We start from the raw sequence: 24,883 nt of genomic DNA on the forward strand, positions 1-24,883 counted from the left end.
GTGGTCACGATGACGACCACACAACGGGAAGCAGACGCCGTAGGAGTGCTCCAGGGGTTGGAGGCCGGCCGTTCGTCCACGCGGCTGCGGGCAGCTCTGGCAGTCGGCACGACGCCTGACCCGCGCTTCGTCGACAAGCTCGTCGAACGGTGCGCGATCGAGCCGGAGTTCTTCGTCCGCGACATGCTGACCTGGGCGCTGGCCCGCCACCCGGTGTCCGTGACGCTTCCCCGGCTGTTCCGCGAAACCCGCTCGGAGCAGGCGCAGGCACGGAGCCAGGCGCTGCACACGCTGTCCAAGATCGGTGATCGGCGGGCATGGCCGGCGATCACCGGGACACTCCTGACCGACGCCGACGAGGAGGTGGCGCGGAGCGCCTGGCGGGCCGCGGTCGTGCTCGTACCGGAAGGCGAAGAGTCCGCTTTGGCCACGGTGCTGGTGACACAGCTCGGGCGCGGTGAGCGGGAGACTCAGCTGAGCCTCAGCCGGGCGCTGGTCGCGCTGGGTGATGTGATGGTGCCGACGCTGCTTGCCGCAACGGCGGCCCCCGACCCGTGCGTGCGCGTGCACGCGCTCGCCACACAACGACTGCTGCGTGACCCGGACACCGGGTTCGAGTTCGCGATCGAGGAGGCGAAGCGCGTCGTGGCTCTCGGCGGGTCCGGACAGGAGGGACTGTAGGACGTGTTGATCGGCGAGGTGGCGCGACGGTCCGGGGTCAGTGCCCGCATGCTCCGGCATTACGAGTCACTCGGTCTGGTGCGCCCTTCCGGTCGTACCGACTCGGGCTACCGGCGGTACTCGGGGGAGGACATCCAGCGGATCTTCCATATCGAGACCCTGCGGTCGCTGGGGCTGTCACTACGGGAGATCGGGCGTGCGTTCGTCGATCCCGGCTTCACACCCTCGGCCCTCGTCGACGACCTCATCCAGCAGACGCGGGAACGCATCGCGGCGGAGACCGAACTGCTCACGCGGCTGCGCCGGATCGATGCCGCGGACCCCGCCGGCTGGGAGGACGTCCTCCAGGTCGTCGCACTCCTCCAGGCCCTGGCGTCGAAGAGCCCCAGCGCTCGTCAGCGCGCGGCCATGTCCTCGGTCGACGAGGTTCCGCTGCCGACGGAGGCCCTGGTCGAGGCGGCACTGAACGAGACGGACCCGAACGTCGCCGGGGCCCTTCGATGGGCGCTGGCGAGCTCGGGTGACCACGCCTCGGCGCTGCTGGCGCAGGGCCTCGGCTCACCCGTGGCCGCGGTGCGGGAACGTGCCGTTCGCTCCCTCGCCGAGATGCCCGGCGGCGGAGCCACCGCGCATCTGCGGGATGCCCTCGCCCACCCCGACGTCGTGGTCCGCGGGCATGCGGCTGTGGCGCTCGGGACGCATGGGATGACCGACACGCTCCCGACGCTCATCGAGATGATCGTGGAGGGGAGAAACGACACCGACGCGGCCGATGCGCTGAGCGTGCTGGCCGGCGACTCCACGACGGCGGACCGGATCGCGACCACACTCGTCGACCACCTCACCCGTGACGCGACTGCGGCGCCCGCACGCGGACGACTGACGCAGGCGCTGGCGGGCATTCCCGGGACGAGAGCGTCACACGCCCTCGTGGAGCTGACGCGCGACGCGGACCCTTCGGTGGCGCTGACCGCCGCGTACCTTCTTCAGCTGCGCGCCGCGGGCTGACTGTCGGGTCTCGTCGTGCGTGGCATAGGCAGCGCTCGCTGACCGGTAGTTCTTCCGCCGTCTGAGATCGACGGCACGAGCCACTCAGTCTCACCAACGAGCGATCCGGTCCAGTAGGCCCGCAAGCGAAACCTTAAAAAGAGACCGAACTAAATAGTCTGCAACAAAACTATCTGCTACGGTCTTCTTTGTTGCGACAGCCAGCAGGGAAAGACCACACGTTTGCCGCGCAGCCGACTGCCTGCCCGCCCATCGACCCGCCTCATCCAGGCCACCGAAAGGCTGACCGCCATGACCGAGCCGACCGCCACCGAGACCACAGCCGGCACCACCCAGAACGACGGCCCGGCCCCCCGAGTGCTCACCACCCAGGAGCTCTCCCACCTATTGAGCCGGCAGCAGTTCGGCGTACTCGCGAGCGTCAGGAGCACCGGCCACCCGCACCTGTCGACCGTCCTCTACGACTGGAACACCGAGGAGCGCGTACTGCGGGTCTCCTCCACCGCCGACCGCCTCAAGGTCCGCCAGTTGCGCCGCGATCCGCACGCCTCGCTGCACGTCAGCGGCCCGGACGTCTGGTCGTTCGCCGTGGCGGAGGGAGAGGCGGAAATAGTGGACCCGGCCGACGGGGCGGCCCCCGGCGCGCAGCCGCTGCCTGACCGGCGCGTGACCATCCTGCTCCGGGTCTCGCGCCTGTACGGAACCGCCCTGGACGTCCCCGCCCAGGACTGAGGAACCAGCGCCGAAAACCTCATGTACGGGGCTGAGACTGTGCCACGAGCGGTGAGACCCTGCACAACCGACGGCTCACGTCTGCGCCATGTCGACGAAGCGGGAGTAGTGACCCTGGAAGGCCACCGTGATCGTCGCCGTCGGACCGTTACGGTGCTTCGCCACGATCAGATCGGCCTCGCCCGCACGCGGTGACTCCTTCTCGTAGGCGTCCTCACGGTGCAGCAGGATCACCATGTCCGCGTCCTGCTCGATCGAACCCGACTCACGGAGGTCCGAGACCATCGGCTTCTTGTCGGTGCGCTGCTCGGGCCCACGGTTCAGCTGGGAAAGGGCGATGACCGGGAGCTCCAGCTCCTTCGCCAGCAGCTTCAGGTTTCGCGACATGTCCGAGACCTCCTGCTGGCGGCTCTCGGCGCGCTTGGAGCCGCCCGACTGCATCAGCTGGAGGTAGTCGATGACGACGAGTTTCAGATTGTTGCGCTGCTTCAGGCGCCGGCACTTGGCCCGGATCTCCATCATCGACAGGTTCGGCGAGTCGTCGATGTAGAGCGGCGCCTGGGAGACGTCCGGCATGCGGCGCGCCAGGCGGGTCCAGTCCTCGTCCGTCATCGTGCCGGAGCGCATGTGGTGCAGCGCCACGCGCGCCTCCGCGGACAGCAGACGCATGGCGATCTCGTTGCGGCCCATTTCCAGCGAGAAGATCACGCTCGGCAGGTTGTGCTTGATCGAACACGCGCGGGCGAAGTCGAGGGCGAGCGTCGACTTACCCATGGCGGGACGGGCCGCGATCACGATCATCTGGCCGGGATGGAGGCCGTTCGTCAGGGCGTCGAAGTCGGTGAAACCGGTGGGAACGCCGGTCATCTCGCCGCTGCGCGAGCCGATCGCCTCGATCTCGTCGAGCGCGCCCTCCATGATGTCGCCGAGGGGGAGGTAGTCCTCGCTGGTGCGCTGCTCGGTGACGGCGTAGATCTCCGCCTGGGCCTGGTTGACGATCTCGTCGACGTCCCCGTCGGCCGCGTATCCCATCTGCGTGATCTTCGTGCCGGCCTGCACGAGGCGGCGCAGCACCGCGCGCTCGTGGACGATCTCCGCGTAGTACGACGCGTTGGCCGCGGTCGGGACCGACTGGACCAGGGTGTGCAGGTAGGGGGCGCCGCCGACACGGTTGATCTCGCCGCGCTTGGTCAGCTCCGCGCCGACCGTGATGGGGTCGGCGGGCTCGCCCTTGGCGTAGAGGTCGAGGATCGCGGTGTAGATGGTCTCGTGGGCCGGCTTGTAGAAGTCGTGGCCCTTGATGATCTCCACGACGTCCGCGATGGCGTCCTTGGAGAGCAGCATGCCGCCGAGCACCGACTGCTCGGCGTCCAGGTCCTGCGGCGGCACCCGCTCGAAGCCTCCGGCACCGCTGTCCCACGGGCCGTCTTCGCTGCCGCGCTCGTGCTGCTCCTCGCGACTCCGGGCACGGCCGCGGGCATCGCTGCCGCGCTGGCGGGTGACGGGCAGACGGTCACCGGGACCGGCGTCGGCCCAGGGGTCGTCCAAGGGCTCGGGGATGTTCACCGGCCCACCTCCTCCCGTCCGCTCCGCGGACCTCGCCGTGCCACTCTTTCTACGGCACGGCACTGACAAAACGAGGCGCTCGACTCCGCTTTTCGCGTGCCGAGCGCCGGACCACGTTAGGCCCGCGGGCACCGTCAGCCAATCTGGTTATCCACAGGGCCTGTGGGTGAAGAGCCAGATGCTGTGGAGAACCCCACAGAACCTGTGCACGGAGCGGGGGACAGCCGTGTGGACAAACTCATAGCCACGCCACGACAGCGCCACTGACCTGGTGTTTTTCCATCCACCGGCTGTGGGGGAGAAAAACTTTCCCCACGCCGACAAGATCAGAACAAACGGCCCACACCCGAAGCGACCACACCATTGCAGGTAAGGATCAATCAGCCATTGCGTCTCTTACCTGTGGACGGTTAGATTGAAACCATGACCCAGGCCCCCGCGCCCCCCGGAAGCGCCCGCCGCCGACACGACCGCGAGATCATCGCGCTCGCCGTCCCCGCGTTCGGAGCGCTCGTCGCCGAACCGCTCTTCCTGATGGTCGACAGCGCCATCGTCGGCCACCTCGGCACCCCCCAGCTCGCCGGCCTCGGGATCGCGGCCGCCCTGCTGGCGACCGCCGTGAGCGTCTTCGTCTTCCTCGCGTACGCCACCACGGCCGCCGTCGCCCGCCGCGTCGGCGCGGGAGACCTCCCGGCCGCCATCCGCCAGGGCATGGACGGCATCTGGCTCGCGCTCTTCCTGGGTATCGCCGTCATCACCGTCACCCTGCCGATGGCACCCGGGCTGGTCGACCTCTTCGGCGCGTCCGACACCGCGGCGCCCTACGCCATCACCTATCTGCGTATATCCAGTCTCGGCATACCGGCCATGCTCGTCGTACTGGCCGCCACCGGCGTCCTGCGCGGCCTCCAGGACACCAGGACGCCGCTGTACGTGGCCATCGGCGGTTTCGCCGCCAACGCGGCCCTGAACGCGGCACTGGTCTACGGCGCCGACCTCGGCATCGCGGGCTCCGCCTGGGGCACGGTGATCGCCCAGTGCGGCATGGCCGTCGCCTATCTCGTCGTCGTCGTACGCGGAGCACGACGCCATGGCGCCTCCCTGCGGCCCGACGCCGCCGGCATACGCGCCAGCGCCCAGGCCGGCGTCCCGCTGCTGGTCCGTACGCTGTCGCTGCGCGCGATCCTGATGATCGCCACGGCCGTCGCGGCACGCCTCGGCGACGTCGAGGTCGCCGCTCACCAGATCATCCTCTCCCTGTGGAGCCTGACAGCCTTCGCCCTGGACGCGATCGCCATCGCCGGGCAGGCGATCATCGGGCGCTACCTCGGCGCCGGCGACACCGAAGGGGCCCGTCAGGTATGCCGGCGCATGGTCCAGTGGGGCATCGCCTCCGGCCTGGTCCTCGGCGCGCTGATCGTGCTGGCGCGACCGCTGTTCATCCCGCTGTTCACGGGCGACGAGACCGTGCAGGACACGCTGCTGCCCGCGCTGCTCGTGGTGGCGCTGTCCCAGCCGATCTCCGGAGTGGTCTTCATCCTCGACGGCGTCCTCATGGGCGCGGGCGACGGACCGTATCTGGCGGGCGCGATGGTGGTGACACTGGCCGTCTTCGCGCCGGTCGCCCTGCTGGTTCCCGTCTTCGGCGGCGGCCTGACAGCCCTGTGGTGGGCCATGGCGCTGATGATGACCGTCCGCATGCTGACGCTCTGGCTGCGGACCCGCTCAGGGCGCTGGCTGGTCACCGGCGCCACCCGCTGAACGGCATGTTTCACGTGAAACACGACAGAAGGGCCGCACCCGGCTGGGTGCGGCCCTTCTGCACTGCTGAACGCAGAACGCGAACGCGTCGCTTAGGCGGCGACGATCTCCACGTTGAGCTTCGCGACGACCTCGGCGTGCAGACGCACGGAGACCTGGTGCGAGCCCAGCGTCTTGATCGGCGAGCCGAGCTCGACACGGCGCTTGTCGACGTCCGGGCCACCGGCAGCCTTGATCGCCGCGGCGATGTCGGCCGGAGTCACGGAGCCGAAGAGACGACCGGAGTCACCGGCGCGCACGGCGTGACGCACCTTGACGCCCTCGAGCTGGGCCTTGACCTCGTTGGCCTGCTCGATGGTCGCGATCTCGTGGATCTTGCGGGCGCGGCGGATCTGCGCCACGTCCTTCTCGCCACCCTTGGTCCAGCGGATCGCGAAACCACGCGGGACCAGGTAGTTGCGAGCGTAGCCGTCCTTGACCTCGACGACATCGCCGGCGGTGCCGAGACCGGACACCTCGTGCTTGAGGATGATCTTCATGATTCGGTCACCCTCTCCTTAGCGCGCGGTGGACGTGTAGGGCAGCAGCGCCATCTCACGGCTGTTCTTGACGGCCGTGGCGACGTCACGCTGGTGCTGCGTGCAGTTGCCGGTCACGCGGCGGGCACGGATCTTGCCGCGGTCGGAAATGAACTTCCGCAGCATGTTCGTGTCCTTGTAGTCCACGTAAGCGGTCTTGTCCTTGCAGAATGCGCAGACCTTCTTCTTCGGCTTGCGCACAGGCGGCTTCGCCATGATGTATCTCCTGTGTGATCAAGAAGTTGTGGTGCGAGCCCTGGCCCGTGAAGGCCTGACCCCACAAGGCCCTGAGGCCTAGAAGGGGGGCTCGTCCGAGTAGCCGCCGCCGGAGCTTCCGCCCCAGCCGCCACCGCCGCCGCCGGCACCCTGCTGGCCGCCACCGGCCGGCGCGCTGGTCGCCCAGGGGTCGTCGGCAGGAGCCGCGCCACCCTGCTGGCCACCAGCCGGGGCTCCGCCCCAGTTGCCGCCGCCCTGCTGGCCGCCACCGTAGCCACCCTGGCCACCGCGACCGGTGGTCTTGGTGACCTTGGCCGTGGCGTTCTTGAGGCTGGGGCCGACTTCCTCGACGTCCAGCTCAAAGACCGTGCGCTTGACGCCCTCGCGGTCCTCGTAGGACCGCTGCTTCAGCCGGCCCTGCACGACGACGCGCATGCCGCGCTGGAGCGACTCGGCGACGTTCTCCGCCGCCTGGCGCCAGACCGAGCAGGTCAGGAAGAGGCTTTCGCCGTCCTTCCACTCATTGGTCTGACGATCGAAGGTGCGGGGAGTGGACGCGACACGGAACTTCGCGACCGCCGCACCGGACGGGGTGAAGCGCAGCTCGGGGTCGTCGACAAGATTGCCGACGACCGTGATGACGGTCTCGCCTGCCATGGGGAACCTCTCGGCGGGATTGCTTCTGGCTGCTTGCTGCTACTCGAACCCGACGACCTCTGAGCGGAAGCTCAGTGGGTCTCGGGGCGGAGGACCTTGGTCCGGAGGACCGACTCGTTCAGGTTCATCTGGCGGTCGAGCTCCTTGACGACCGCAGGCTCGGCCTGCAGGTCGATGACCGAGTAGATGCCCTCGGGCTTCTTCTTGATCTCGTAAGCGAGACGACGACGGCCCCAGGTGTCGACCTTCTCCACCTTTCCGTTGCCCTCACGGACGACGGAGAGGAAGTTCTCGATCAGGGGGGCGACAGCGCGCTCCTCCAGATCGGGGTCGAGGATGACCATCACCTCGTAGTGACGCATGTGGAACCCACCTCCTTTGGACTCAGCGGCCACGGTCGTTCCGTGGCAGGAGGGTCGTGATGCGTAAGCAACGGTATCCGCCGCCACTGACAATCGCCCTCAGTGAGTGAGAGCTCGTGATCAGGGCATGGGCAGACACCGGCGCAGACCGTACAGAGTACCCGCACAGCGGCTTCCGGTTGAAATCCCGTGGTGAGGGGACGCAATCTGTACACATCGGGTGCGTGCGGCGCTACGATGCGCCGCCTTCGGCACAGCCAGGAGGTACCTCATGGCTCAGGCATTTCACCGTCATCCCTCCTCGTCCCTCTTCGCCACGGACGGCAAGCCCCATCCGGTCCCGGACACGCTGATGGTCGTGACCCTGGTCCTGGGCGCTGTCGCCTTCATCACCGCGCAGTTCCACAGCCTCCACCTGGTGAGTTCCTGGGCGGGGCTGGTGGGCATCCTCACCGGCGCCTACGGCCAGTACGTCTCCGAGACGACCCGTGAACGGACGCTGCTGATCATCGGTCTGGGAGCGTCGGCGGTCGGCTTCTTCCTCGGGATGGCGCGTGGAGGCCTGTTCGGCGGTGTCCTCGGCTAGCACCGAACCGCCCGCGCACACACGCTGATCCCTCCGACAGCGCGCACTCCGCCTCCACCAATACGGGGCGCTCCCCGGTGCCAGTAGGCTTCGGCGCGAGAGCCGGAGCCCCTGATCCCATGGGGACACACCTGCCGAGGAGCGCCCCGCAATGAGCCTGACCCTGAGGACCATCAGCCGTGAGCAGCATCTGGCGTACATCCAGAGCCTGCCGTCGGCGAGTCACTGCCAGGTCCCTGCGTGGGCGGACGTGAAGACGGAGTGGCGCTCGGAGAACCTGGGCTGGTTCGACGCGAGCGGCCAGCTCGTCGGCGCCGGCCTGGTGCTGTACCGCCAGCTCCCGAAGATCAAGCGGTACCTCGCGTACCTCCCCGAGGGCCCGGTGATCAACTGGTACGCGCCCAACCTGGACGACTGGCTGCAGCCGATGCTGGCGCACCTGAAGAACCAGGGCGCCTTCTCGGTGAAGATGGGCCCGCCGGTCGTCATCCGCCGCTGGGACGCGGGCGCGATCAAGTCCGGCATCCAGGACCCGGACGTCAAGCGCCTGCGCGACGTCGAGGCCACCCACATCGAGCCGCGCGCCTTCGAGGTGTCGGACCGGCTCCGCAAGATGGGCTGGCAGCAGGGCGAGGACGGCGGCGCCGGCTTCGGTGACGTACAGCCCCGCTACGTCTTCCAGGTCCCGCTGGCGAACCGTTCGCTCGACGACGTCCTCAAGGGCTTCAACCAGCTGTGGCGGCGCAACATCAAGAAGGCCGAGAAGGCCGGCGTCGAGGTCGTCCAGGGCGGTTACCACGACCTGGAGGAGTGGCAGCGGCTGTACGAGATCACCGCCGTACGCGACCGCTTCCGCCCGCGGCCCCTCTCCTACTTCCAGCGCATGTGGACCGTCCTCAACAACGAGGACCCCAACCGCATGCGGCTCTACTTCGCCCGCCACAACGGCGTGAACCTGTCGGCCGCGACCATGCTCGTCGTCGGCGGGCACGTCTGGTACTCCTACGGCGCCTCCGACAACATCGGCCGTGAGTTCCGGCCGTCGAACGCGATGCAGTGGCGCATGCTGCGCGACGCCTACGCGATGGGCGCGACCGTCTACGACCTGCGCGGCATCTCCGACTCGCTCGACGAGACCGACCACCTCTTCGGCCTGATCCAGTTCAAGGTGGGCACCGGCGGCGAGGCCGTCGAGTACATCGGTGAATGGGACTTCCCGCTGAACAAGCTGCTGCACAAGGCGCTCGACATCTACATGTCGCGCCGCTGAGGCCCGCGTAGTCTCGTAAGCCTCGTACACACCGTCGATACACCGCAGCCACAGAAAGGTTCCGGGCCGGCCATGGCGCTCTCCCTCTACGTCGACACCGCTCGCTGGCGGGCGCACCAGAAGACCGTGATCGACCAGTTCCCCGGTCTGGTCCCGGTCTGCAAGGGCAACGGCTACGGCTTCGGCCACGAGCGGCTGTCGGACGAGGCGTCCCGCTTCGGCGCCGACATGCTCGCCGTGGGCACGACGTACGAGGCGGCGCGCATCAAGGACTGGTTCGGCGGGGACCTGCTGGTCCTGACGCCGTTCCGGCGCGGTGAGGAGCCGGTGCCGCTGCCGGACCGGGTGATCCGGTCGGTGTCGTCGGTGGACGGCGTGCACGCGCTGGTCGGCGCCCGGGTCGTCATCGAGTGCATGAGCTCGATGAAGCGGCACGGCATCGGTGAGCACGAGCTGGGCCTGCTGCAGAGCGCCATCGAGGACGTACGCCTGGAGGGCTTCGCGCTGCACCTCCCGCTGGACCGTACGGACGGCACCGACGCCGTCGAGGAGGTCATCGGCTGGATGGACCGGCTGCGGGCGGCCAGGCTGCCGCTGCACACGATGTTCGTCAGCCATCTGAAGGCCGAGGAGCAGGCGCGGCTCCAGCAGCAGTTCCCGCAGACCCGGTTCCGCGCGCGGATCGGTACGCGGCTGTGGCTCGGTGACCACGAGGCGACGCAGTACCGGGGCGCCGTCCTGGACGTGACGCGCGTGTCGAAGGGCGACCGCTTCGGCTACCGCCAGCAGAAGGCGGCGTCGGACGGCTGGCTCGTCGTCGTGGCGGGCGGTACGTCGCACGGAGTGGGCCTGGAGGCCCCCAAGGCGATGCACGGCGTGATGCCGCGCGCCAAGGGTGTGGCCCGCGCCGGTCTGGCGACGGTCAACCGCAACCTCTCGCCGTTCGTCTGGGCGGGCAAGCAGCGCTGGTTCGCGGAGCCGCCGCACATGCAGGTGTCGATCCTGTTCGTCCCGTCCGACGCGCAGGAGCCGAAGGTCGGCGACGAGCTGGTGGCCCACCTGCGGCACACCACGACGCAGTTCGACCGCCTGGTCGACCGCTAGGACCATCGGGCTCCGCGCACGGCCCCGCCCGGCCCTCGGCGCGGGGCCTCAGTCGCGTACGGCATCGCGCCGAACGTCCCGCCCCACGCCACGCCCCACGCCCCACTCCACCCGCGGTCCCTCGACCGCGGGTGCCGCGTGCTGCGGGGTATGCGCACCGCGCCCCAGCGCGAAGACGTCCTCCGCGCCGTCCAGGACGCCGCCGGACGGGTCGTCGCTTCCGTCGCGGCGTACCGGGTCCCGCTCCGGCAGCAGGATGTCGCGTACGACCATGGCGCACAGCAACAGCGTCCCGACGAGGTGCAGGACGATCGCGAACTGGTAGCCCTCGGTCGGCAGCCCCTGCTTGTTGCCGCTCGACGTGTACGCCAGGTACATCCAGATCCCGAGGAAGTACATGACCTCGCAGCCCTGCCAGATCAGGAAGTCCCGCCAGCGCGGGCGGGCGAGGGCGGCGAGCGGGATCAGCCACAGCACGTACTGCGGCGAGTAGACCTTGTTGGTGAGGATGAACGCCGCGACCACGAGGAACGCCAGCTGCGCGAAACGCGGGCGGCGCGGCGCGGTGAGGGCCAGCGCGGCGATTCCGGCGCAGGCCAGCACCATCAGCAGGATGGCGTACGTGTTGACGGCCTCGACGTCGATGTCCACGCCCGTGCGCTGCGTGATGATCAGCCAGAAGGAGCCGAAGTCGATGCGGCGCTCCTGGCTGAAGGAGTAGAACTTCTTCCAGCCCTCGGGGGCCAGCACCATCACCGGCAGGTTGACCGCCAGCCAGGAGGCGGCCGTGCCCAGCAGGGCCGCCCCGAACTCCCGCCACCTCCAGGCCCGCCAGCACAGCAGGAACAGCGGCCCGAGCAGGAGGAACGGGTAGAACTTGGCGGCCGTGGCGAGTCCGAGGAGCAGCCCGCACGCGAGCGCCCGTCCCCGTGACCACATCAGCATGGCGGCGGCGGTGAGGGCGACGGCGAGCAGGTCCCAGTTGATGGTGGCGGTCAGCGCGAGCGCCGGCGCCAGGGCGACGAGCAGCGCGTCCCAGGGGCGACGGCGGTGCGTGCGCGCCACGCAGACGGCGAGCACGGCGGCGCAGACCATCAGCATGCCGGCGTTGACCATCCAGTAGGCCTGCTCGCGTGACTGGACGTCCCCTCCGAAGGGACCGGTGATCCACGCGGCGACCTGCATGAACAGCCCGGTCAGAATGGGGTACTCGAGGTACTCCATGTCGCCGCCGAGCCGGTCGAAGTAGGGGATCAGGCCGTCGGCGAACCCGCGCGCCAGGAACAGGTGCGGGATGTCGGAGTAGCAGGCGTGGGTGTACTGCGAGCTGGTGCCCCGGAACCAGGCCCAGTTGTAGCAGGGCAGCTTCTGGACCATCCCCAGCGCGAACATCCCGATCGCGACGAGCGCGACGACCCGCACCGGTGTGAGCGGACCACCACCGGACCGCGCCCAGCGGCCGAACGGTCCGCCGATCAGCTCGCTGCCGGCGGCCGCGACCTCGTCCCGCCGCGTCGGGGGCACGACGGGCAGGTCCGGGTGCACGTGCGTCTCCTGTGGGCTCGGCATGGGGGACATCCTGCCGTACGCCTCTGTGGATCCGTGCGGCCTGTGGACAACCCTGGGCAACGGCGAGGGCCGCCGCACCCGCCCGCGTACGTCGTGTACGCGGCAGGTGCGGCGGCCCTCGTCCGGCTCGCCTGCGGGGTTGGTCCAGCGCTAGCCGTCCACTCCGCCGAACCAGCCTCCTCCGTTGCCTTCACCACCGTTGCCGTTGCCACCGTTGCCGTTGGTGCCGCCGCCTGTCGGCGGTGTCGGTGTGGGTGTCAGGCCTCCGGTGGTACCGCCGTCGGCCGTTCCGCCGGTGTCCGTATCGCCGCCGCCGGTGTCCGTACCACCGCCGCCGGTCTGGCCGCCGTTCTGCCCCTTGCAGTCCCAGTCGAGCGGGCCGCAGGAGTCGGAGGGCGTGGGGCTCGGGGACGGCGTGGTCTCCGACGGGGACGGGGACGGCGTCTCCGACGGGCTCGCCGACGGCGTCGGGGACGGCGTGGGCTTCGGGCTCTCGGCACCGCCGCCCCATACGGGCTCGGCGCCCAGGTCCTCGGGCTCCGGGAACTTCAGGACCTTCTCGCCCTTGAGCGCCTCGGACATGTACTTCTGCCAGATCTCGGACGGGAACGACGAGCCGTGGATCTTCTTCTGACCACCGGTGCCGAACATCTTCAGGAACTCGCGGTTCTTGCTCGACGCGTTGTCGTCCATCCGGTACATGTCGATGGCGGTCGACAGCTGAGGCGTGTAGCCCACGAACCAGGCCGACCGGTTGCCGTCGGTGGTACCGGTCTTGCCGGCGACGTGGCGGCCCGGGATGGCGGCGTTGTTACCGGTGCCGTCCGGGTGTTCCACGACGTCCCTCAGCACGTCGGTGACGTTGCTCGCGACGGCGGAGGAGAACTTCCGGGAGGCCTTGTCCTCGTGCTTGTAGACGGTGTGCCCGCTCTTCTTCACTTCCTTGACGGAGTAGGGCTCGCGCTGCTCGCCGTTGGCCGCGAAGGTCGCGTACGCACCCGCCATGCGGATGGCGCTCGGGTCGGAGATGCCGATCGAGAACGACGGCACGTTGCCCTTGGCGAGGCTCTCCGGCCGCAGGCCGGCGTCGATGGCCGCCTGCCGCACCTGCGGGATGCCGACGTCCATGCCGAGCTGGACGAAGGGCGAGTTGGCGGAGTGGATCATGGCCTTGCGGAGGTTGATGTCGCCGTAGCTCTGATCACCGTCGTTGACCTGCAGCCACTCCTTGCCCTCTTCGTTCTGCCAGACGGAGCCGTCGTAGTTCTTGATCTTGAGCTTGTTGTCACCGTTGTAGATCGCGGTGTCCGGGTCGATGATCCGGCGCTGGCTCTCGCCCTGCTCGGCCCCCAGTTCCGGGTTCCGGACGCCGTCGCGCATCGCCGCGGCCAGCACAAACGGCTTGAAGGTCGATCCGACCTGGGCACCGGTCTGGTCGGCGTTGTTGGTGAAGTGCTTGGTCGCGTCGGTGCCGCCGTAGATGGCGACGATCGCACCCGTCTTGGGGTCGACCGAAGCGCCGCCGAACTGGACGTGCGTGTCCGTGTCCGGGCGCTGCTCGGGGTCGATGTGCTTGTCGTGGACGCTCTTGACGGCCGTTTCGAGCTGCTTGACCTTCTCCTTGTCGAAGGTCGTGTAGATCTCGTAGCCGCCCTCGGCCAGCTTCTGCGCCGAGATGTTCTCCTCGTTGTTGTTGATGAAGTAGGCCTTGGCCAGGTCGACCAGGTAACCGGTCTGGCCGCCCAGCGTCGCGCTCTTCTTCGGCGGCTCGATCTTCGGCAGCTCGGTGTACTTGGCCCGCTCGGCAGCGTTGAGGTGCCCGTCCTTGACCATCTCGTCGAGGATCCACCTCCACCGCTTGGTGGCGCGCTCGGTGTTGTCCTTCGCGTTCGCGGCCGGGTCGATCTCGGGGGCGCCGGCCGGGTCGTAGTACGTGGAGCCCTTCAGGAGCGTGGCGAGGAACGCGCACTGGTCGGGCTTCAGTTCCTTCGCGTCCATGTCGAAGTACGTCCGGGCCGCGGCCTGGATGCCGTACGCCCCGCGGCCGTAGTACGAGGTGTTGAGGTAGCCCGCCATGATCTTGGGCTTGTCGACCTCGTTGCCGACCTTTATCGAGATGAACAGTTCCTTGGCCTTGCGGCTCAGGGTCTGGGACTGGTCGTTGAGCATGGCGTTCTTGACGTACTGCTGGGTGATGGTCGAGCCACCCTGCGTCTGCCCGCCCATCGCCATGTTGACCACGGCGCGGCCGATACCCCTCGGGTCGATGCCCGAGTCGGTCCAGAAGGTCTTGTTCTCCGCCGAGATCACCGCGTTCCGCATGGCCACGGGGATCTGGTCGTACGCGATGATCTGCCGGTTGATCTCACCACCGGTCGCGGCCATCTGCGTGCCGTCGGACCAGTAGTAGACGTTGTTCTGCGCCTTGGCGATCTTGTCCTCGTCGGGCAGATCGACCCACGCGTACGCGATCGTCGCAGCGCCCATCAGCGCGCCCGCGAACCCGAGGAACAGCCCTGCCATGAGCTTCCAGGACGGCATCCAGCGGCGCCACCCGTACTTGTCATGGCGGGGATAGTCGATCAGGCGCTTCTTTCCGGGCTGCCCACCGGCGCCACGGCCTCCGCCCCCGCCGCGGCCCCGCCCGCCACCGCGCTGGGCGGCACGCCGGGCCTCGGCTCGGCTGCCGTACTGGGGCTCCGTACCGTACGCGTCTGAAGGGGACCCGTGACCGGTTCCCCGTGCTTGAGCCGCCCGGCGGCCTGAGGGCTGCTGGGCGGCTCGCCTGGCCGCGGCACGCCCGCCACCCTGTGGCTGCGGCGGTTTGCGACGGTGCTCGCTCATCGAACGACTACTCCTCGGGCAGGCGAGTACGCCTGGAAGCGGCAGTGAGTTCCGGTCCCCCCGAAATGACTACGGACCAGCCCTGGCTCGGGCTCATCCGCCATGCACAGAGTGCACTCAGGACGAGGACGCCCCCTGACGCCGCTTGGTTCCCGGTGCTGTGCATGCCGCACAGACTACGCACGGCCAAAACCCACCTAGAGGCGAAGTTCACCCCAAATCAGGCAACTCGTGTGCTGTGAATCAGTGATGTGACGCCGCTCACTATGGCCTCACTTGTCGCGAGGAGATCACCGTTCTATCGTCTGGATGTATCGAGTCGATACATCAGCACGGCATAAGCGACGGCTTGAGCAAGCGAGACGGTGACGGAGGAGGCGACGCATGAGCAGGCGCTCCGGCATCCTCGAGTTCGCCGTCCTGGGCCTGCTCCGCGAGGCGCCGATGCACGGGTACGAGCTGCGCAAGCGGCTCAACACCTCGCTGGGGATCTTCCGGGCGTTCAGTTACGGGACGCTTTACCCCTGCCTCAAGACGCTGGTCGCAAACGGCTGGCTGATCGAGGAGCCGGGCAGCGCGCCCGAGGACGCCCTCGCCGCTTCGCTCGCGGGGCGCCGCGCGAAGATCGTCTACCGGCTGACGGCCGAGGGGAAGGAGCACTTCGAGGAGCTCCTCTCCCACACCGGTCCGGACGCGTGGGAGGACGAGCACTTCGCGGCGCGCTTCGCCTTCTTCGGGCAGACCGAGCGCGAGGTGCGGATGCGCGTGCTGGAGGGGCGCCGCAGCCGCCTGGAGGAGCGTCTGGAGAAGATGCGCGCCTCCCTGGCCCGTACGCGCGAGCGCCTGGACGACTACACGCTTGAGCTGCAGCGCCACGGCATGGAGTCCGTGGAGCGCGAAGTGCGCTGGCTGAACGAGCTCATCGAGAGCGAGCGGGCGGGGCGGGATCAGAGACGATCCGGCCCACAAGCCCCGGGGGACGCCGCTCAGCAGGACAACACATCTGGAGAGACGGGCGGCCTGCCCCGGCACGGGGGCAGCACCCGGCCGGATCCGTCCGACGACACCGCTAAGTGAGGCCCTGCGACTTGCAGGGCCTCGTCGAGAACACACAGGGAGCAACCGGAATGGGTTCGGTTCGCGTAGCCATCGTCGGCGTGGGCAACTGCGCCGCCTCGCTGGTGCAGGGCGTCGAGTACTACAAGGACGCCGACCCGGCGGGCAAGGTGCCGGGTCTGATGCACGTCCAGTTCGGCGAGTACCACGTCCGGGACGTCGAGTTCGTGGCCGCGTTCGACGTGGACGCGAAGAAGGTGGGTCTTGACCTCGCGGACGCTATCGGCGCCAGCGAGAACAACACCATCAAGATCTGCGACGTGCCGTCGACGGGCGTGACCGTCCAGCGCGGCCACACCCTGGACGGTCTGGGCAAGTACTACCGCCAGACCATCGAGGAGTCCTCCGAGGCCCCGGTCGACGTCGTCCAGATCCTCAAGGACAAGCAGGTCGACGTCCTCGTCTGCTACCTGCCGGTCGGCTCCGAGGACGCGGCGAAGTTCTACGCCCAGTGCGCCATCGACGCCAAGGTCGCCTTCGTCAACGCCCTCCCGGTCTTCATCGCCGGCACCAAGGAGTGGGCCGACAAGTTCACCGAGGCCGGTGTCCCGATTGTCGGTGACGACATCAAGTCCCAGGTCGGCGCCACCATCACGCACCGCGTGATGGCCAAGCTCTTCGAGGACCGGGGCGTCATCCTGGACCGCACGATGCAGCTGAACGTCGGCGGCAACATGGACTTCAAGAACATGCTCGAGCGCGAGCGCCTGGAGTCCAAGAAGATCTCCAAGACGCAGGCCGTCACCTCCCAGATCCCCGACCGGGACCTCGGCGAGAACAACGTCCACATCGGCCCGTCCGACTACGTGGCCTGGCTCGACGACCGCAAGTGGGCGTACGTCCGCCTGGAGGGCCGCGCGTTCGGTGACGTCCCGCTGAACCTGGAGTACAAGCTCGAGGTGTGGGACTCCCCGAACTCCGCGGGTGTCATCATCGACGCCCTGCGCGCCGCGAAGATCGCCAAGGACCGCGGCATCGGCGGCCCGATCCTCTCGGCGTCCTCGTACTTCATGAAGTCCCCGCCGGTCCAGTACTTCGACGACGTGGCCCGTGAGAACGTCGAGAAGTTCATCCGTGGCGAGGTCGAGCGCTGAGGCGACGCCGAGCGCTGAGCGGCACCCGCTCTGTCGAAGGTCCCCGTGGCATCTGCCCGGGGGCCTTCGCCGTATGTGACCCTTGGGCCATGCCCGTCGTACGTGATCTGCGCGTACTCCTCCGCTTCGCGGACTTCCGCCGCCTGCTCGCCGTACGACTGCTCTCCCAGTGCGCCGATGGTGTCTACCAGGTCGCCCTCGCCACGTACGTCGTCTTCTCGCCCGAGAAGCAGACCTCACCCGCGGCGATCGCCTCCGCCATGGCGGTGCTGCTGCTGCCCTACTCCCTCGTCGGCCCGTTCGCCGGCGTCCTGCTCGACCGCTGGCGGCGGCGCCAGGTCCTGCTGTACGGGAACCTCCTGCGCGCGGTGCTCGCCGTCGGAACCGCGTTCCTGATCCTCGCCTCCGTGCCGGACTGGCTCTTCTACGCCTCCGCGCTCTCGGTCACGGCCGTCAACCGCTTCGTCCTGGCGGGGCTCTCCGCCGCGCTGCCCCGGGTCGTCGACGCGGAGCGACTGGTGGTGGCCAACTCCCTGTCGCCCACCGCGGGGACCCTGGCCGCGACCGCGGGTGGCGGCCTCGCCTTCGCCGTACGGCTGCTCTTCGCCGACTCCGACGCCGCGGTGGTCGCGCTGGGCGCACTGCTCTACCTGTCCGCGGCGCTCGCTTCCCTGCGCATGGGGCGTGAGCTGCTCGGCCCTGACCCCGAGGTGGTGCAGCCGCGGCTCGGGGCGGCGCTCACCTCGACCGTACGGGGCCTGGCGAGCGGGCTGCGGCATCTGGCGGAGCGCCGGGACGCGGCCCGGGCGCTGGCCGCGATGACCGTCATGCGCTTCTGCTACGGCGCGCTGACGGTGATGGTGCTCATGCTGTGCCGCTACGCCTGGGCCGCGACCGAGAAGGAAGGGCTCGCGCTGCTGGGGCTGGCCGTCGGGATCTCGGGGGCCGGGTTCTTCGCCGCGGCGGTGTGTACGCCGTGGGTGATCGGGCGGGTGGGCCAGTACGGCTGGATGGCGGTGTGTGCCGGGTCGGCCGCGGTGCTGGAGCCTGCGCTGGCACTGCCCTTCGCGCTGGTGCCGATGCTGATCGCCGCCTTCGTGCTCGGGCTCACTACACAAGGAATGAAGATCGCCACCGACACGGTGGTCCAGAAGTCGGTGGACGACGCCTATCGGGGACGGGTCTTCTCCCTCTATGACGTGCTCTTCAACGTCGCCTTCGTCGGCGCCGCGGGCATGGCCGCACTGATGCTGCCTCCCGATGGCCGGTCCGCCGCACTGGTGACCATGGTCGCCGCTCTGTACGCGAGCCTGGCCGCCCTGCTGCTGCGGTGGAAACGCGTGGGCGCCGCGCGCTGAGGTCCCCGTCTCCATAGAGCGAGGGCGATGTTTCACGTGAAACATCGCCCTCGGCTGTCGGTCGCGGTCGCCATGTTTCACGTGAAACAGGGCAGTGCGGTCATGCGGTCACGTGTGAGCGGACTCGCCCTGGGCCGCCCACCACTCCTTGAGTGCGGCTACGGCGGCGTCGTACTCCATCGGACCATTCTCCAGGCGCAGCTCCAGCAAGAACTTGTACGCCTGCCCCACGGCCGGCCCGGGACCGATCCCGAGCACGTCCTGGATCTGGTTGCCATCCAGGTCGGGCCGGATCGCGTCCAGCTCCTCCTGCTCCTGAAGCTTGGCGATGCGCTCTTCAAGTCCGTCGTACGCCCGCGAGAGAGCGGCCGCCTTGCGCTTGTTCCGTGTCGTGCAGTCGGACCGGGTCAGCTTGTGCAGCCGGCTCAGCAGCGGCCCCGCGTCGCGCACGTACCGGCGTACGGCCGAGTCGGTCCACTCGCCGGTCCCGTAGCCATGGAAGCGCAGGTGGAGCTCCACCAGACGTGCGACGTCCTTGACCATGTCGTTGGAGTACTTCAGCGCGGTCATGCGCTTCTTGACCATCTTGGCGCCGACCACCTCGTGGTGGTGGAACGAGACCCGCCCGTCGGGCTCGAAGCGCCGCGTCCGCGGCTTGCCGATGTCGTGCAACAGCGCAGCCAGTCGCAGAACCAGGTCGGGCCCGTCCTCTTCGAGGTCGATCGCCTGCTCCAGCACGATCAGCGAGTGGTCGTAGACGTCCTTGTGCCGGTGGTGCTCGTCACTCTCCAGCCGCAGCGCGGGCAGCTCGGGCAGCACCCGATCGGCGAGACCGGTCATGACCAGCAGGCCCAGGCCCTTGCGCGGGTGCGCGGAGAGGATGAGCTTGTTGAGCTCGTCCCGCACGCGCTCGGCGGAGACGATGTCGATGCGCTCCGCCATCTCCGTCATCGCGGTGATGACCTCGGGCGCCACCTCGAAGTCGAGCTGCGCGGCGAACCGTGCGGCGCGCATCATCCGCAGCGGGTCGTCCGAGAAGGACTCCTCCGGTGTGCCGGGTGTCCGCAGGACACGCGCGGAGAGGTCCTGAAGACCGCCGTGGGGGTCGATGAACTCCTTCTCCGGCAGCGCGACCGCCATCGCGTTCACCGTGAAGTCGCGACGCACGAGGTCTTCCTCGATGGAGTCGCCGTAGGAGACCTCGGGCTTGCGGGAGGTCCGGTCGTACGCCTCGGAGCGGTAGGTCGTGATCTCGATCTGGAACTGCTGGTCGGCGTCTCCGACGCGGGCGCTCTTCTGTGCCCCCACCGTGCCGAAGGCGATCCCGACATCCCAGACGGACTCCGCCCACGGCCTCACGATCTTCAACACGTCCTGCGGACGGGCGTCAGTGGTGAAATCCAGGTCGTTGCCGAGCCGCCCGAGCAGCGCGTCCCGCACCGAGCCGCCGACGAGGGCAAGGCTGAACCCGGCCTCCTTGAAGCGGCGGGCGAGATCGTCGGCGACGGGGGACACGCGCAGTAGTTCACTGACCGCGCGGCGTTGCGCCTGGCTCAGTGCGGTCGGGTTCTCTTCGTTGGGGTTCGGCACAGCAGAAAAGGTTACGTGCCCTGGCCCGCCGGGGCGTCCCCGTTTCGGCCCGGGCATGTGGAGCACTCCGCGGCACTTAGCCCCAGCTGGTCTCGTTACCATGCGTGGACGCAGAATCCGACAACCACCAACGGCAACCAGACGACGAGGGACGGGCAGCGCGTGGCCGAGGCGGCAGACTTCCAGGGCACCCGCCCCTCCCCTGCCCGCCGGTGGCTGCGGCGTTCGGCCTCGGTGGTCGCTGCTCTGCCCCTGCTCGCCACCCTGCTGTACGGCCCCCTGGCCTCCTCCGCGCATGCCGACGAGAAGGCTCCTGGATCACGGACCGTGGATGTGTCCCTGGACACGTTGGCCCCGAGCACGCCCACGGAGGGAGACACCCTCACCATCACCGGTTCGGTGACCAACCAGGGCAAGCAGACGGTCAGCGGGGCGACGGTGGATCTGCGGGTGGGATCCGCGCTGCCCAACCGGGGCACGATCGACGAGGTGGCCCAGCGCAAGGGCTTCACGCCCAGCAGTGACGGCACCGCGGTCGCCCCCGCCTACGCGTATCCGATCCCGACGCTCCCTGCGGGGACCACCCAGGACTTCCGTCTCTCCGTGCCGGTCGACAAGCTCGGCCTCGGCAAGGCGGGCGTGTACCAGCTCGGGGTGTCGCTGACGGGACGGACGCCCAGCGATCCGTACAACCAGGTGTTCGGCATCGAGCGCACCTTCCTTCCCTGGCAGCCGGAAGACACCGAGAAGAAGACCCAGGTCACCTACCTCTGGCCGCTGATCTCCTCGACGCGGCTGTCCGCGGAGACCGGCTCGGACGATCAGCAGACCCCGGTCTTCGAAAACGACGACCTGGCCGCCGAGCTCGCCCCCGGCGGGCGGCTGGAGCGTCTCGTCTCCCTCGGCTCCGAGCTCCCGGTCACCTGGGTCATCGACCCCGACCTCCTCGCCACCGTGGAGGCGATGACCCGGAACTACCAGGTCAAGGACGGGGACACCGACGTCCCGGGCCGCAACCAGGCCGTCGCCAAGCAGTGGCTGAACTCCCTGGAGAAGGCGGTGGAGGGCGGCAAGGTGATCGCGCTTCCCTACGCCGACCCCGACCTGGCGTCGCTCGCCCACCGCGGCAAGGACGTCTCCGGCTCCCTCAGCCATCTCCAGCCGGCCACCGAGCTCGCCGAGACCACCGTGGAGACGATCCTCCACGTGAAGCCGTCCGTCGACTTCGCCTGGCCGGTCGACGGAGCGCTCGACCCGTCCATCGTCGACATCGCCACCTCCGCCGGCGCCGACAAGGTCATCGCGCGCAGCGACAGCGTGCGCGACACCCTCCCGTACACGCCGACGGCCGCCCGGCCCATCGGTGGCGGCACCACGGCCGTCGTGGCCGACGAGGCGCTGTCCACCGCCTTCCACGGCGACATGACCAGGGCGGAGAACTCCACGCTGGCGGTCCAGCGGTTCCTCGCCCACACCCTGACCGTGACGCAGCAGCAGCCGGAGAAGCAGCGCAGCGTCGTCGTCGCGCCGCAGCGCATGCCGACCGCCGCTCAGGCCCAGTCGATGGCGAGCGCGCTGAGGGGCCTGTCCGCCCAGCGTTGGACGCTCCCCGCCGACCTGATCACCGCGGCGGCCGCCGAGCCCGACCCGCGCGCCACCACCCAGGTCCCCAACGCGTCCCGCTACCCGCAGCAGCTGCGCCGCCATGAGCTTCCCGTCCAGGCCTTCCAGGACATGAAGGCCACGCGGGAGACGCTGGACAACTTCAAGGTGATCCTCACCGCGGCCTACCGGGTGGTGACACCGGTGGGCAACGCGATCAACCGTGAGATGTCGACCTCCTGGCGGGGGCGGCCGGACGCGGCGGGGTACCGCAGCGGCGTGCTGGCGCATCTGAAGAGCCTGACCACCGAGGTCAAGCTGATCGAGAAGTCCGACCTGACCCTCTCCGGCCGCAGCGCCACGATCCCGGTGACCGTGCAGAACAAGCTGCTGCAGGGCATCGACCACCTGGTGCTGCGGCTGACGTCCTCCAAGCCGACCCGCCTGAAGCTCAACGGAAGCGACACCGTCTCCGAGCAGCCGGTGAGGATCGACGGCGGCCACAGCCAGTCGGTGAAGTTCACCGCCTCCGCCAACGCCAACGGCCCGGTCCCCATGACGGCGCAGCTGTACACGGAGGACGGCAGGCCGTACGGCAAGCCGATGCACTTCACCGTCAAGGTCTCCGAGATCACGCCGACGGTGATGCTCGTCATCGCGGGTGGTGTACTGCTGCTGGTCCTCGCCGGCGTCAGGATGTACACCCAGCGCAAGCGCGCCGCCGCCCGGGAGGCCTCCGCGGAGGAGGCCGCTGCGGAGGAGACCGCCGCGGAGGAGGCCGATCCGCAGCAGCCGAGTGACCCTACGCCGGACACCCGGGCGCAAAGCACCGAGCCGTCCGGCCCGGGTGAGAAAGTGGACCGTTGAGCGATGTCGTGGCCGGCCGGCCGGGGACGATGAGGTGGGGTTATCCATGAACGCGCCGTACGACGGTGACCGCGGCCAGGGCGCGGGTGGCGGCGGTACGCCTCCCGGCGGGACGCATGCGGCGCCCCCGGCGGGCCAGGTCCCGCCACCGGCGTCACCGCCTGCCTCCGATCCGTACGTCCCGGACCCCTACGTCCAGGACGCCTACGACCACGACCCGTACCGGGCGCACGACCTCTCCGCGCAGGACCCGGTGGGCGAGGCGCTCTACGACCGCGCCGCGCACCCGCCGCCCCCGCCCGGCACGTATCAGGAGCCGCAGCCTCTCTACCAGCAGCCCACAGCTCCCGAGCACGCTCCCGACCCCCACGTCTGGGCACAGACCCCGCCGCCCGAGCCCGCCGGCCCTTCCCGCCACCTTCCGTACGGTGACGATCCGCGGACCGTTCAGTACACCGGCGTCGACGACCTCGTCACCCGGGCCGGTGAGGAGGAGCCCGCGCCGGACGCCTTCGCCCACCTCTACCGGGACCAGCAGGGCCTCGGCCGCCCGCCCGCCGCAGGCAATCCCGGCCCCGGTGAGCCCGAGCCCGAGCCGGTGCCCGCGGCGGCGCCGGCCCCCGCCGCGCCGAAGAAGTCCGGCGGCCGCGCCTCCGGCCTGCTGAAGTCCAGCGCCGTGATGGCCGCCGGCACGCTCGTCTCCCGCCTGACCGGATTCGTCCGCAGCCTGGTCATCACCGGAGCGCTGGGCGCCGCCCTGCTCGGTGACGCCTACACCGTCGCGGCGACCCTGCCGACGATGATCTACATCCTCACCGTCGGCGGCGGTCTGAACTCGGTCTTCGTACCGCAGCTCGTCCGCTCGATGAAGGACGACGAGGACGGCGGCGAGGCCTACGCCAACCGGCTGCTGACCCTGGTCATGGTCACCCTGGGCGTGATCGTCGCGCTCGCGGTGTTCGGCGCCCCGCTGCTGGTCCGCGCGATGTCGGACACCATCGCCGGAGACGCGGCCGCCAACAGCGTCGCGGTCACCTTCGCCCGCTTCTGCCTGCCCACGATCTTCTTCATGGGCGTGCACGTGGTCATGGGGCAGATCCTCAACGCGCGCGGCAAGTTCGGCGCCATGATGTGGACCCCGGTGCTGAACAACATCGTCGTGATCTTCACGTTCGGGATGTTCATCTGGGTCTACGGCACGTCCGCGGAGACCGGCATGCGCGTCGAGACGATCCCGGACGAGGGTGTCCGGCTGCTCGGCATCGGCACCCTGCTCGGCCTCGTCGTCCAGGCGCTGGCGATGATCCCGTACCTGCGTGAGGCGGGCTTCCGCTTCCGGCCCCGGTTCGACTGGAAGGGCCAAGGCCTCGGCAAGACGGTCAAACTCGCCAAGTGGACCGTCCTCTTCGTCCTCGCCAACCAGGCCGGTGTCGTCATCGTCACGCAGCTCGCCACGGCGGCCGGCAAGGCCTCAGGCAAGGACGGGGCGGGCATCCTCGCCTACTCCAACGCCCAGCTGATCTGGGGCATGCCGCAGGCCATCATCACCGTCTCCGTCATGGCCGCGCTGCTGCCGCGCATCTCCCGCGCCGCGCACGACAACGACCCGGGCGCCGTCCGCGACGACATCTCGCAGGGACTGCGGAACTCGGCCGTCGCGATCGTGCCGATCGCGTTCACCTTCCTCGCGCTCGGCCTGCCGATGTGCACCCTGCTCTTCGCGACCGCCTCCGACGAGGCCGCGCGCGGCATGGGGTACATGCTCATGGCCTTCGGCCTCGGCCTGATCCCGTACTCGGTGCAGTACGTCGTGCTGCGTGGGTTCTACGCGTACGAGGACACGCGTACGCCCTTCTACAACACCGTCATCGTGGCGGCCGTCAACGCGGCCGCGTCCGCGGTCTGCTACGTGGTGCTGCCGTCCCGGTGGGCCGTCGTCGGCATGGCCGCCTCGTACGGGCTCGCCTACGCCGTCGGTGTCGGGGTCGCCTGGCGCCGGCTGCGGAAGCGGCTCGGCGGCGATCTGGACGGCTCGCACGTCGTACGGACCTACGCGCGGCTGTGCATGGCGTCCATCCCGGCGGCGATGGCCGGCGGCGCCGTCGGTCTCCTCCTGCTGAGGACGCTGGGCGCGGGTGCCCTCCGCTCTCTGGTGGCGCTCGTCGCTGGTGGGGTGGTTCTGCTCGGCGTCTTCTTCGTAGCGGCGCGGAAAATGCGGATTCAGGAGCTCAACGCCATGGTGGGCATGGTCCGCGGCCGCCTGGGCCGCTGACGATCCGGCACGAGCGGGCCACCGGGGCAACCATCGTGGGCCACCGCGTG

The 24,883-nt window shown here is 69.2% G+C and carries 21 protein-coding genes; 13 read left to right on the forward strand and 8 right to left on the reverse strand.

All coding sequences use genetic code 11. The annotated features are described in order from the left end of the window. The first annotated feature begins 9 nt into the window (after positions 1–9). From ACZ42X_RS08950 to ACZ42X_RS08960, 3 genes are all read left to right on the forward strand, one after another. On the forward strand, positions 10–681 hold the full coding sequence (locus tag ACZ42X_RS08950) for a HEAT repeat domain-containing protein (RefSeq protein WP_468287434.1): 672 nt from the start codon (positions 10–12) through the stop codon (positions 679–681). A 3-nt stretch (positions 682–684) separates the two neighbouring features. Further along, the gene (locus tag ACZ42X_RS08955; protein ID WP_468286007.1) at positions 685–1,689 is read left to right on the forward strand and encodes a MerR family transcriptional regulator; all 1,005 of its coding nucleotides are present in this window, start codon (positions 685–687) and stop codon (positions 1,687–1,689) included. Between the two features lie 291 nt (positions 1,690–1,980). Continuing rightward, entirely contained in the window at positions 1,981–2,421 is a 441-nt protein-coding gene (locus ACZ42X_RS08960; protein WP_468286010.1) for a pyridoxamine 5'-phosphate oxidase family protein, read from the forward strand. A 75-nt stretch (positions 2,422–2,496) separates the two neighbouring features. On the opposite strand, the gene dnaB is transcribed toward ACZ42X_RS08960, so the two are convergent. Then, positions 2,497–3,987, reverse strand: a complete 1,491-nt coding sequence (gene dnaB, locus ACZ42X_RS08965) for a replicative DNA helicase (protein ID WP_361424136.1) — start codon at positions 3,985–3,987, stop codon at positions 2,497–2,499. Positions 3,988–4,410: 423 nt separating this feature from the next. Between dnaB and ACZ42X_RS08970 the strand changes: the two genes are divergently transcribed. Further along, positions 4,411–5,748, forward strand: coding sequence for an MATE family efflux transporter (locus ACZ42X_RS08970; RefSeq protein WP_468286012.1), 1,338 nt, complete (start codon positions 4,411–4,413; stop codon positions 5,746–5,748). Between the two features lie 92 nt (positions 5,749–5,840). On the opposite strand, the gene rplI is transcribed toward ACZ42X_RS08970, so the two are convergent. The 4 genes from rplI to rpsF form a co-directional block, all read right to left on the reverse strand. Next, a complete protein-coding gene (gene rplI, locus ACZ42X_RS08975; RefSeq protein WP_468286015.1) occupies positions 5,841–6,287 on the reverse strand; it encodes a 50S ribosomal protein L9 in 447 nt (148 codons plus the stop codon). Between the two features lie 18 nt (positions 6,288–6,305). Beyond that, entirely contained in the window at positions 6,306–6,542 is a 237-nt protein-coding gene (gene rpsR / locus ACZ42X_RS08980; RefSeq protein WP_005315025.1) for a 30S ribosomal protein S18, read from the reverse strand. A gap of 78 nt (positions 6,543–6,620) precedes the next feature. Further along, the gene (locus ACZ42X_RS08985) at positions 6,621–7,199 is read right to left on the reverse strand and encodes a single-stranded DNA-binding protein (protein WP_468286016.1); all 579 of its coding nucleotides are present in this window, start codon (positions 7,197–7,199) and stop codon (positions 6,621–6,623) included. A gap of 71 nt (positions 7,200–7,270) precedes the next feature. Continuing rightward, the gene (gene rpsF, locus ACZ42X_RS08990) at positions 7,271–7,561 is read right to left on the reverse strand and encodes a 30S ribosomal protein S6 (RefSeq protein WP_003956532.1); all 291 of its coding nucleotides are present in this window, start codon (positions 7,559–7,561) and stop codon (positions 7,271–7,273) included. A 271-nt stretch (positions 7,562–7,832) separates the two neighbouring features. Between rpsF and ACZ42X_RS08995 the strand changes: the two genes are divergently transcribed. The 3 genes from ACZ42X_RS08995 (at position 7,833) to ACZ42X_RS09005 (ending at position 10,521) form a co-directional block, all read left to right on the forward strand. Continuing rightward, positions 7,833–8,147 (forward strand): hypothetical protein, encoded by a 315-nt coding sequence (locus tag ACZ42X_RS08995; RefSeq protein ID WP_468286018.1) that lies wholly within the window; start codon positions 7,833–7,835, stop codon positions 8,145–8,147. Positions 8,148–8,298: 151 nt separating this feature from the next. Further along, entirely contained in the window at positions 8,299–9,417 is a 1,119-nt protein-coding gene (locus ACZ42X_RS09000) for a lipid II:glycine glycyltransferase FemX (protein ID WP_361424151.1), read from the forward strand. 72 nt (positions 9,418–9,489) lie between these two features. Continuing rightward, the gene (locus tag ACZ42X_RS09005; protein WP_361424154.1) at positions 9,490–10,521 is read left to right on the forward strand and encodes an alanine racemase; all 1,032 of its coding nucleotides are present in this window, start codon (positions 9,490–9,492) and stop codon (positions 10,519–10,521) included. A gap of 48 nt (positions 10,522–10,569) precedes the next feature. On the opposite strand, the gene ACZ42X_RS09010 is transcribed toward ACZ42X_RS09005, so the two are convergent. Both ACZ42X_RS09010 and ACZ42X_RS09015 read right to left on the reverse strand, forming a co-directional pair. After that, complete coding sequence (locus ACZ42X_RS09010) at positions 10,570–12,090, reverse strand: glycosyltransferase family 87 protein (RefSeq protein ID WP_468286021.1); 1,521 nt, start codon at positions 12,088–12,090, stop codon at positions 10,570–10,572. A 150-nt stretch (positions 12,091–12,240) separates the two neighbouring features. After that, positions 12,241–14,631 carry a transglycosylase domain-containing protein gene (locus tag ACZ42X_RS09015; protein ID WP_468286022.1) on the reverse strand — a complete coding sequence of 797 codons (2,391 nt, stop codon included), beginning with the start codon at positions 14,629–14,631 and terminating at the stop codon, positions 12,241–12,243. Positions 14,632–14,655: 24 nt separating this feature from the next. Here ACZ42X_RS09015 and ACZ42X_RS09020 point away from each other — a divergent pair, with 24 nt between their 5' ends. The 4 genes from ACZ42X_RS09020 (at position 14,656) to ACZ42X_RS09035 (ending at position 18,502) form a co-directional block, all read left to right on the forward strand. Next, the gene (locus ACZ42X_RS09020; RefSeq protein ID WP_468286024.1) at positions 14,656–14,808 is read left to right on the forward strand and encodes a hypothetical protein; all 153 of its coding nucleotides are present in this window, start codon (positions 14,656–14,658) and stop codon (positions 14,806–14,808) included. Between the two features lie 510 nt (positions 14,809–15,318). Then, entirely contained in the window at positions 15,319–16,011 is a 693-nt protein-coding gene (locus ACZ42X_RS09025) for a PadR family transcriptional regulator (RefSeq protein WP_468286027.1), read from the forward strand. Positions 16,012–16,061: 50 nt separating this feature from the next. Further along, complete coding sequence (locus tag ACZ42X_RS09030) at positions 16,062–17,144, forward strand: inositol-3-phosphate synthase (RefSeq protein WP_468286030.1); 1,083 nt, start codon at positions 16,062–16,064, stop codon at positions 17,142–17,144. A gap of 89 nt (positions 17,145–17,233) precedes the next feature. Continuing rightward, on the forward strand, positions 17,234–18,502 hold the full coding sequence (locus tag ACZ42X_RS09035; protein ID WP_468286033.1) for an MFS transporter: 1,269 nt from the start codon (positions 17,234–17,236) through the stop codon (positions 18,500–18,502). Positions 18,503–18,610: 108 nt separating this feature from the next. On the opposite strand, the gene ACZ42X_RS09040 is transcribed toward ACZ42X_RS09035, so the two are convergent. Next, complete coding sequence (locus tag ACZ42X_RS09040) at positions 18,611–20,092, reverse strand: CCA tRNA nucleotidyltransferase (RefSeq protein WP_468286035.1); 1,482 nt, start codon at positions 20,090–20,092, stop codon at positions 18,611–18,613. Positions 20,093–20,254: 162 nt separating this feature from the next. Between ACZ42X_RS09040 and ACZ42X_RS09045 the strand changes: the two genes are divergently transcribed. Next, positions 20,255–22,561, forward strand: a complete 2,307-nt coding sequence (locus tag ACZ42X_RS09045) for a DUF6049 family protein (RefSeq protein ID WP_468286038.1) — start codon at positions 20,255–20,257, stop codon at positions 22,559–22,561. A 46-nt stretch (positions 22,562–22,607) separates the two neighbouring features. After that, positions 22,608–24,833, forward strand: a complete 2,226-nt coding sequence (gene murJ, locus ACZ42X_RS09050; protein WP_468286040.1) for a murein biosynthesis integral membrane protein MurJ — start codon at positions 22,608–22,610, stop codon at positions 24,831–24,833. The last annotated feature ends 50 nt before the right edge of the window (positions 24,834–24,883 follow it).

The sequence above is a fragment of the Streptomyces sp. NPDC030862 genome, assembly GCF_055571835.1.

Excerpts from the sequence above, each read along its gene's own strand:
- rpsF (WP_003956532.1), bottom strand. The coding sequence starts at position 7,561 with ATGCGTCACTACGAGGTGATGGTCATCCTCGACCCCGATCTGGAGGAG.
- ACZ42X_RS09015 (WP_468286022.1), bottom strand. The coding sequence starts at position 14,631 with ATGCCGTCCTGGAAGCTCATGGCAGGGCTGTTCCTCGGGTTCGCGGGC.
- ACZ42X_RS08995 (WP_468286018.1), top strand. The coding sequence starts at position 7,833 with ATGGCTCAGGCATTTCACCGTCATCCCTCCTCGTCCCTCTTCGCCACG.
- ACZ42X_RS08950 (WP_468287434.1), top strand. The coding sequence starts at position 10 with ATGACGACCACACAACGGGAAGCAGACGCCGTAGGAGTGCTCCAGGGG.
- ACZ42X_RS09010 (WP_468286021.1), bottom strand. The coding sequence starts at position 12,090 with ATGCCGAGCCCACAGGAGACGCACGTGCACCCGGACCTGCCCGTCGTG.
- ACZ42X_RS08985 (WP_468286016.1), bottom strand. The coding sequence starts at position 7,199 with ATGGCAGGCGAGACCGTCATCACGGTCGTCGGCAATCTTGTCGACGAC.
- ACZ42X_RS09000 (WP_361424151.1), top strand. The coding sequence starts at position 8,299 with ATGAGCCTGACCCTGAGGACCATCAGCCGTGAGCAGCATCTGGCGTAC.
- rplI (WP_468286015.1), bottom strand. The coding sequence starts at position 6,287 with ATGAAGATCATCCTCAAGCACGAGGTGTCCGGTCTCGGCACCGCCGGC.
- ACZ42X_RS09025 (WP_468286027.1), top strand. The coding sequence starts at position 15,319 with ATGAGCAGGCGCTCCGGCATCCTCGAGTTCGCCGTCCTGGGCCTGCTC.
- ACZ42X_RS09035 (WP_468286033.1), top strand. The coding sequence starts at position 17,234 with ATGCCCGTCGTACGTGATCTGCGCGTACTCCTCCGCTTCGCGGACTTC.
- ACZ42X_RS09005 (WP_361424154.1), top strand. The coding sequence starts at position 9,490 with ATGGCGCTCTCCCTCTACGTCGACACCGCTCGCTGGCGGGCGCACCAG.
- ACZ42X_RS09030 (WP_468286030.1), top strand. The coding sequence starts at position 16,062 with ATGGGTTCGGTTCGCGTAGCCATCGTCGGCGTGGGCAACTGCGCCGCC.
- ACZ42X_RS09020 (WP_468286024.1), top strand. The coding sequence starts at position 14,656 with ATGGCGGGGATAGTCGATCAGGCGCTTCTTTCCGGGCTGCCCACCGGC.
- murJ (WP_468286040.1), top strand. The coding sequence starts at position 22,608 with ATGAACGCGCCGTACGACGGTGACCGCGGCCAGGGCGCGGGTGGCGGC.
- rpsR (WP_005315025.1), bottom strand. The coding sequence starts at position 6,542 with ATGGCGAAGCCGCCTGTGCGCAAGCCGAAGAAGAAGGTCTGCGCATTC.
- ACZ42X_RS08970 (WP_468286012.1), top strand. The coding sequence starts at position 4,411 with ATGACCCAGGCCCCCGCGCCCCCCGGAAGCGCCCGCCGCCGACACGAC.
- ACZ42X_RS08960 (WP_468286010.1), top strand. The coding sequence starts at position 1,981 with ATGACCGAGCCGACCGCCACCGAGACCACAGCCGGCACCACCCAGAAC.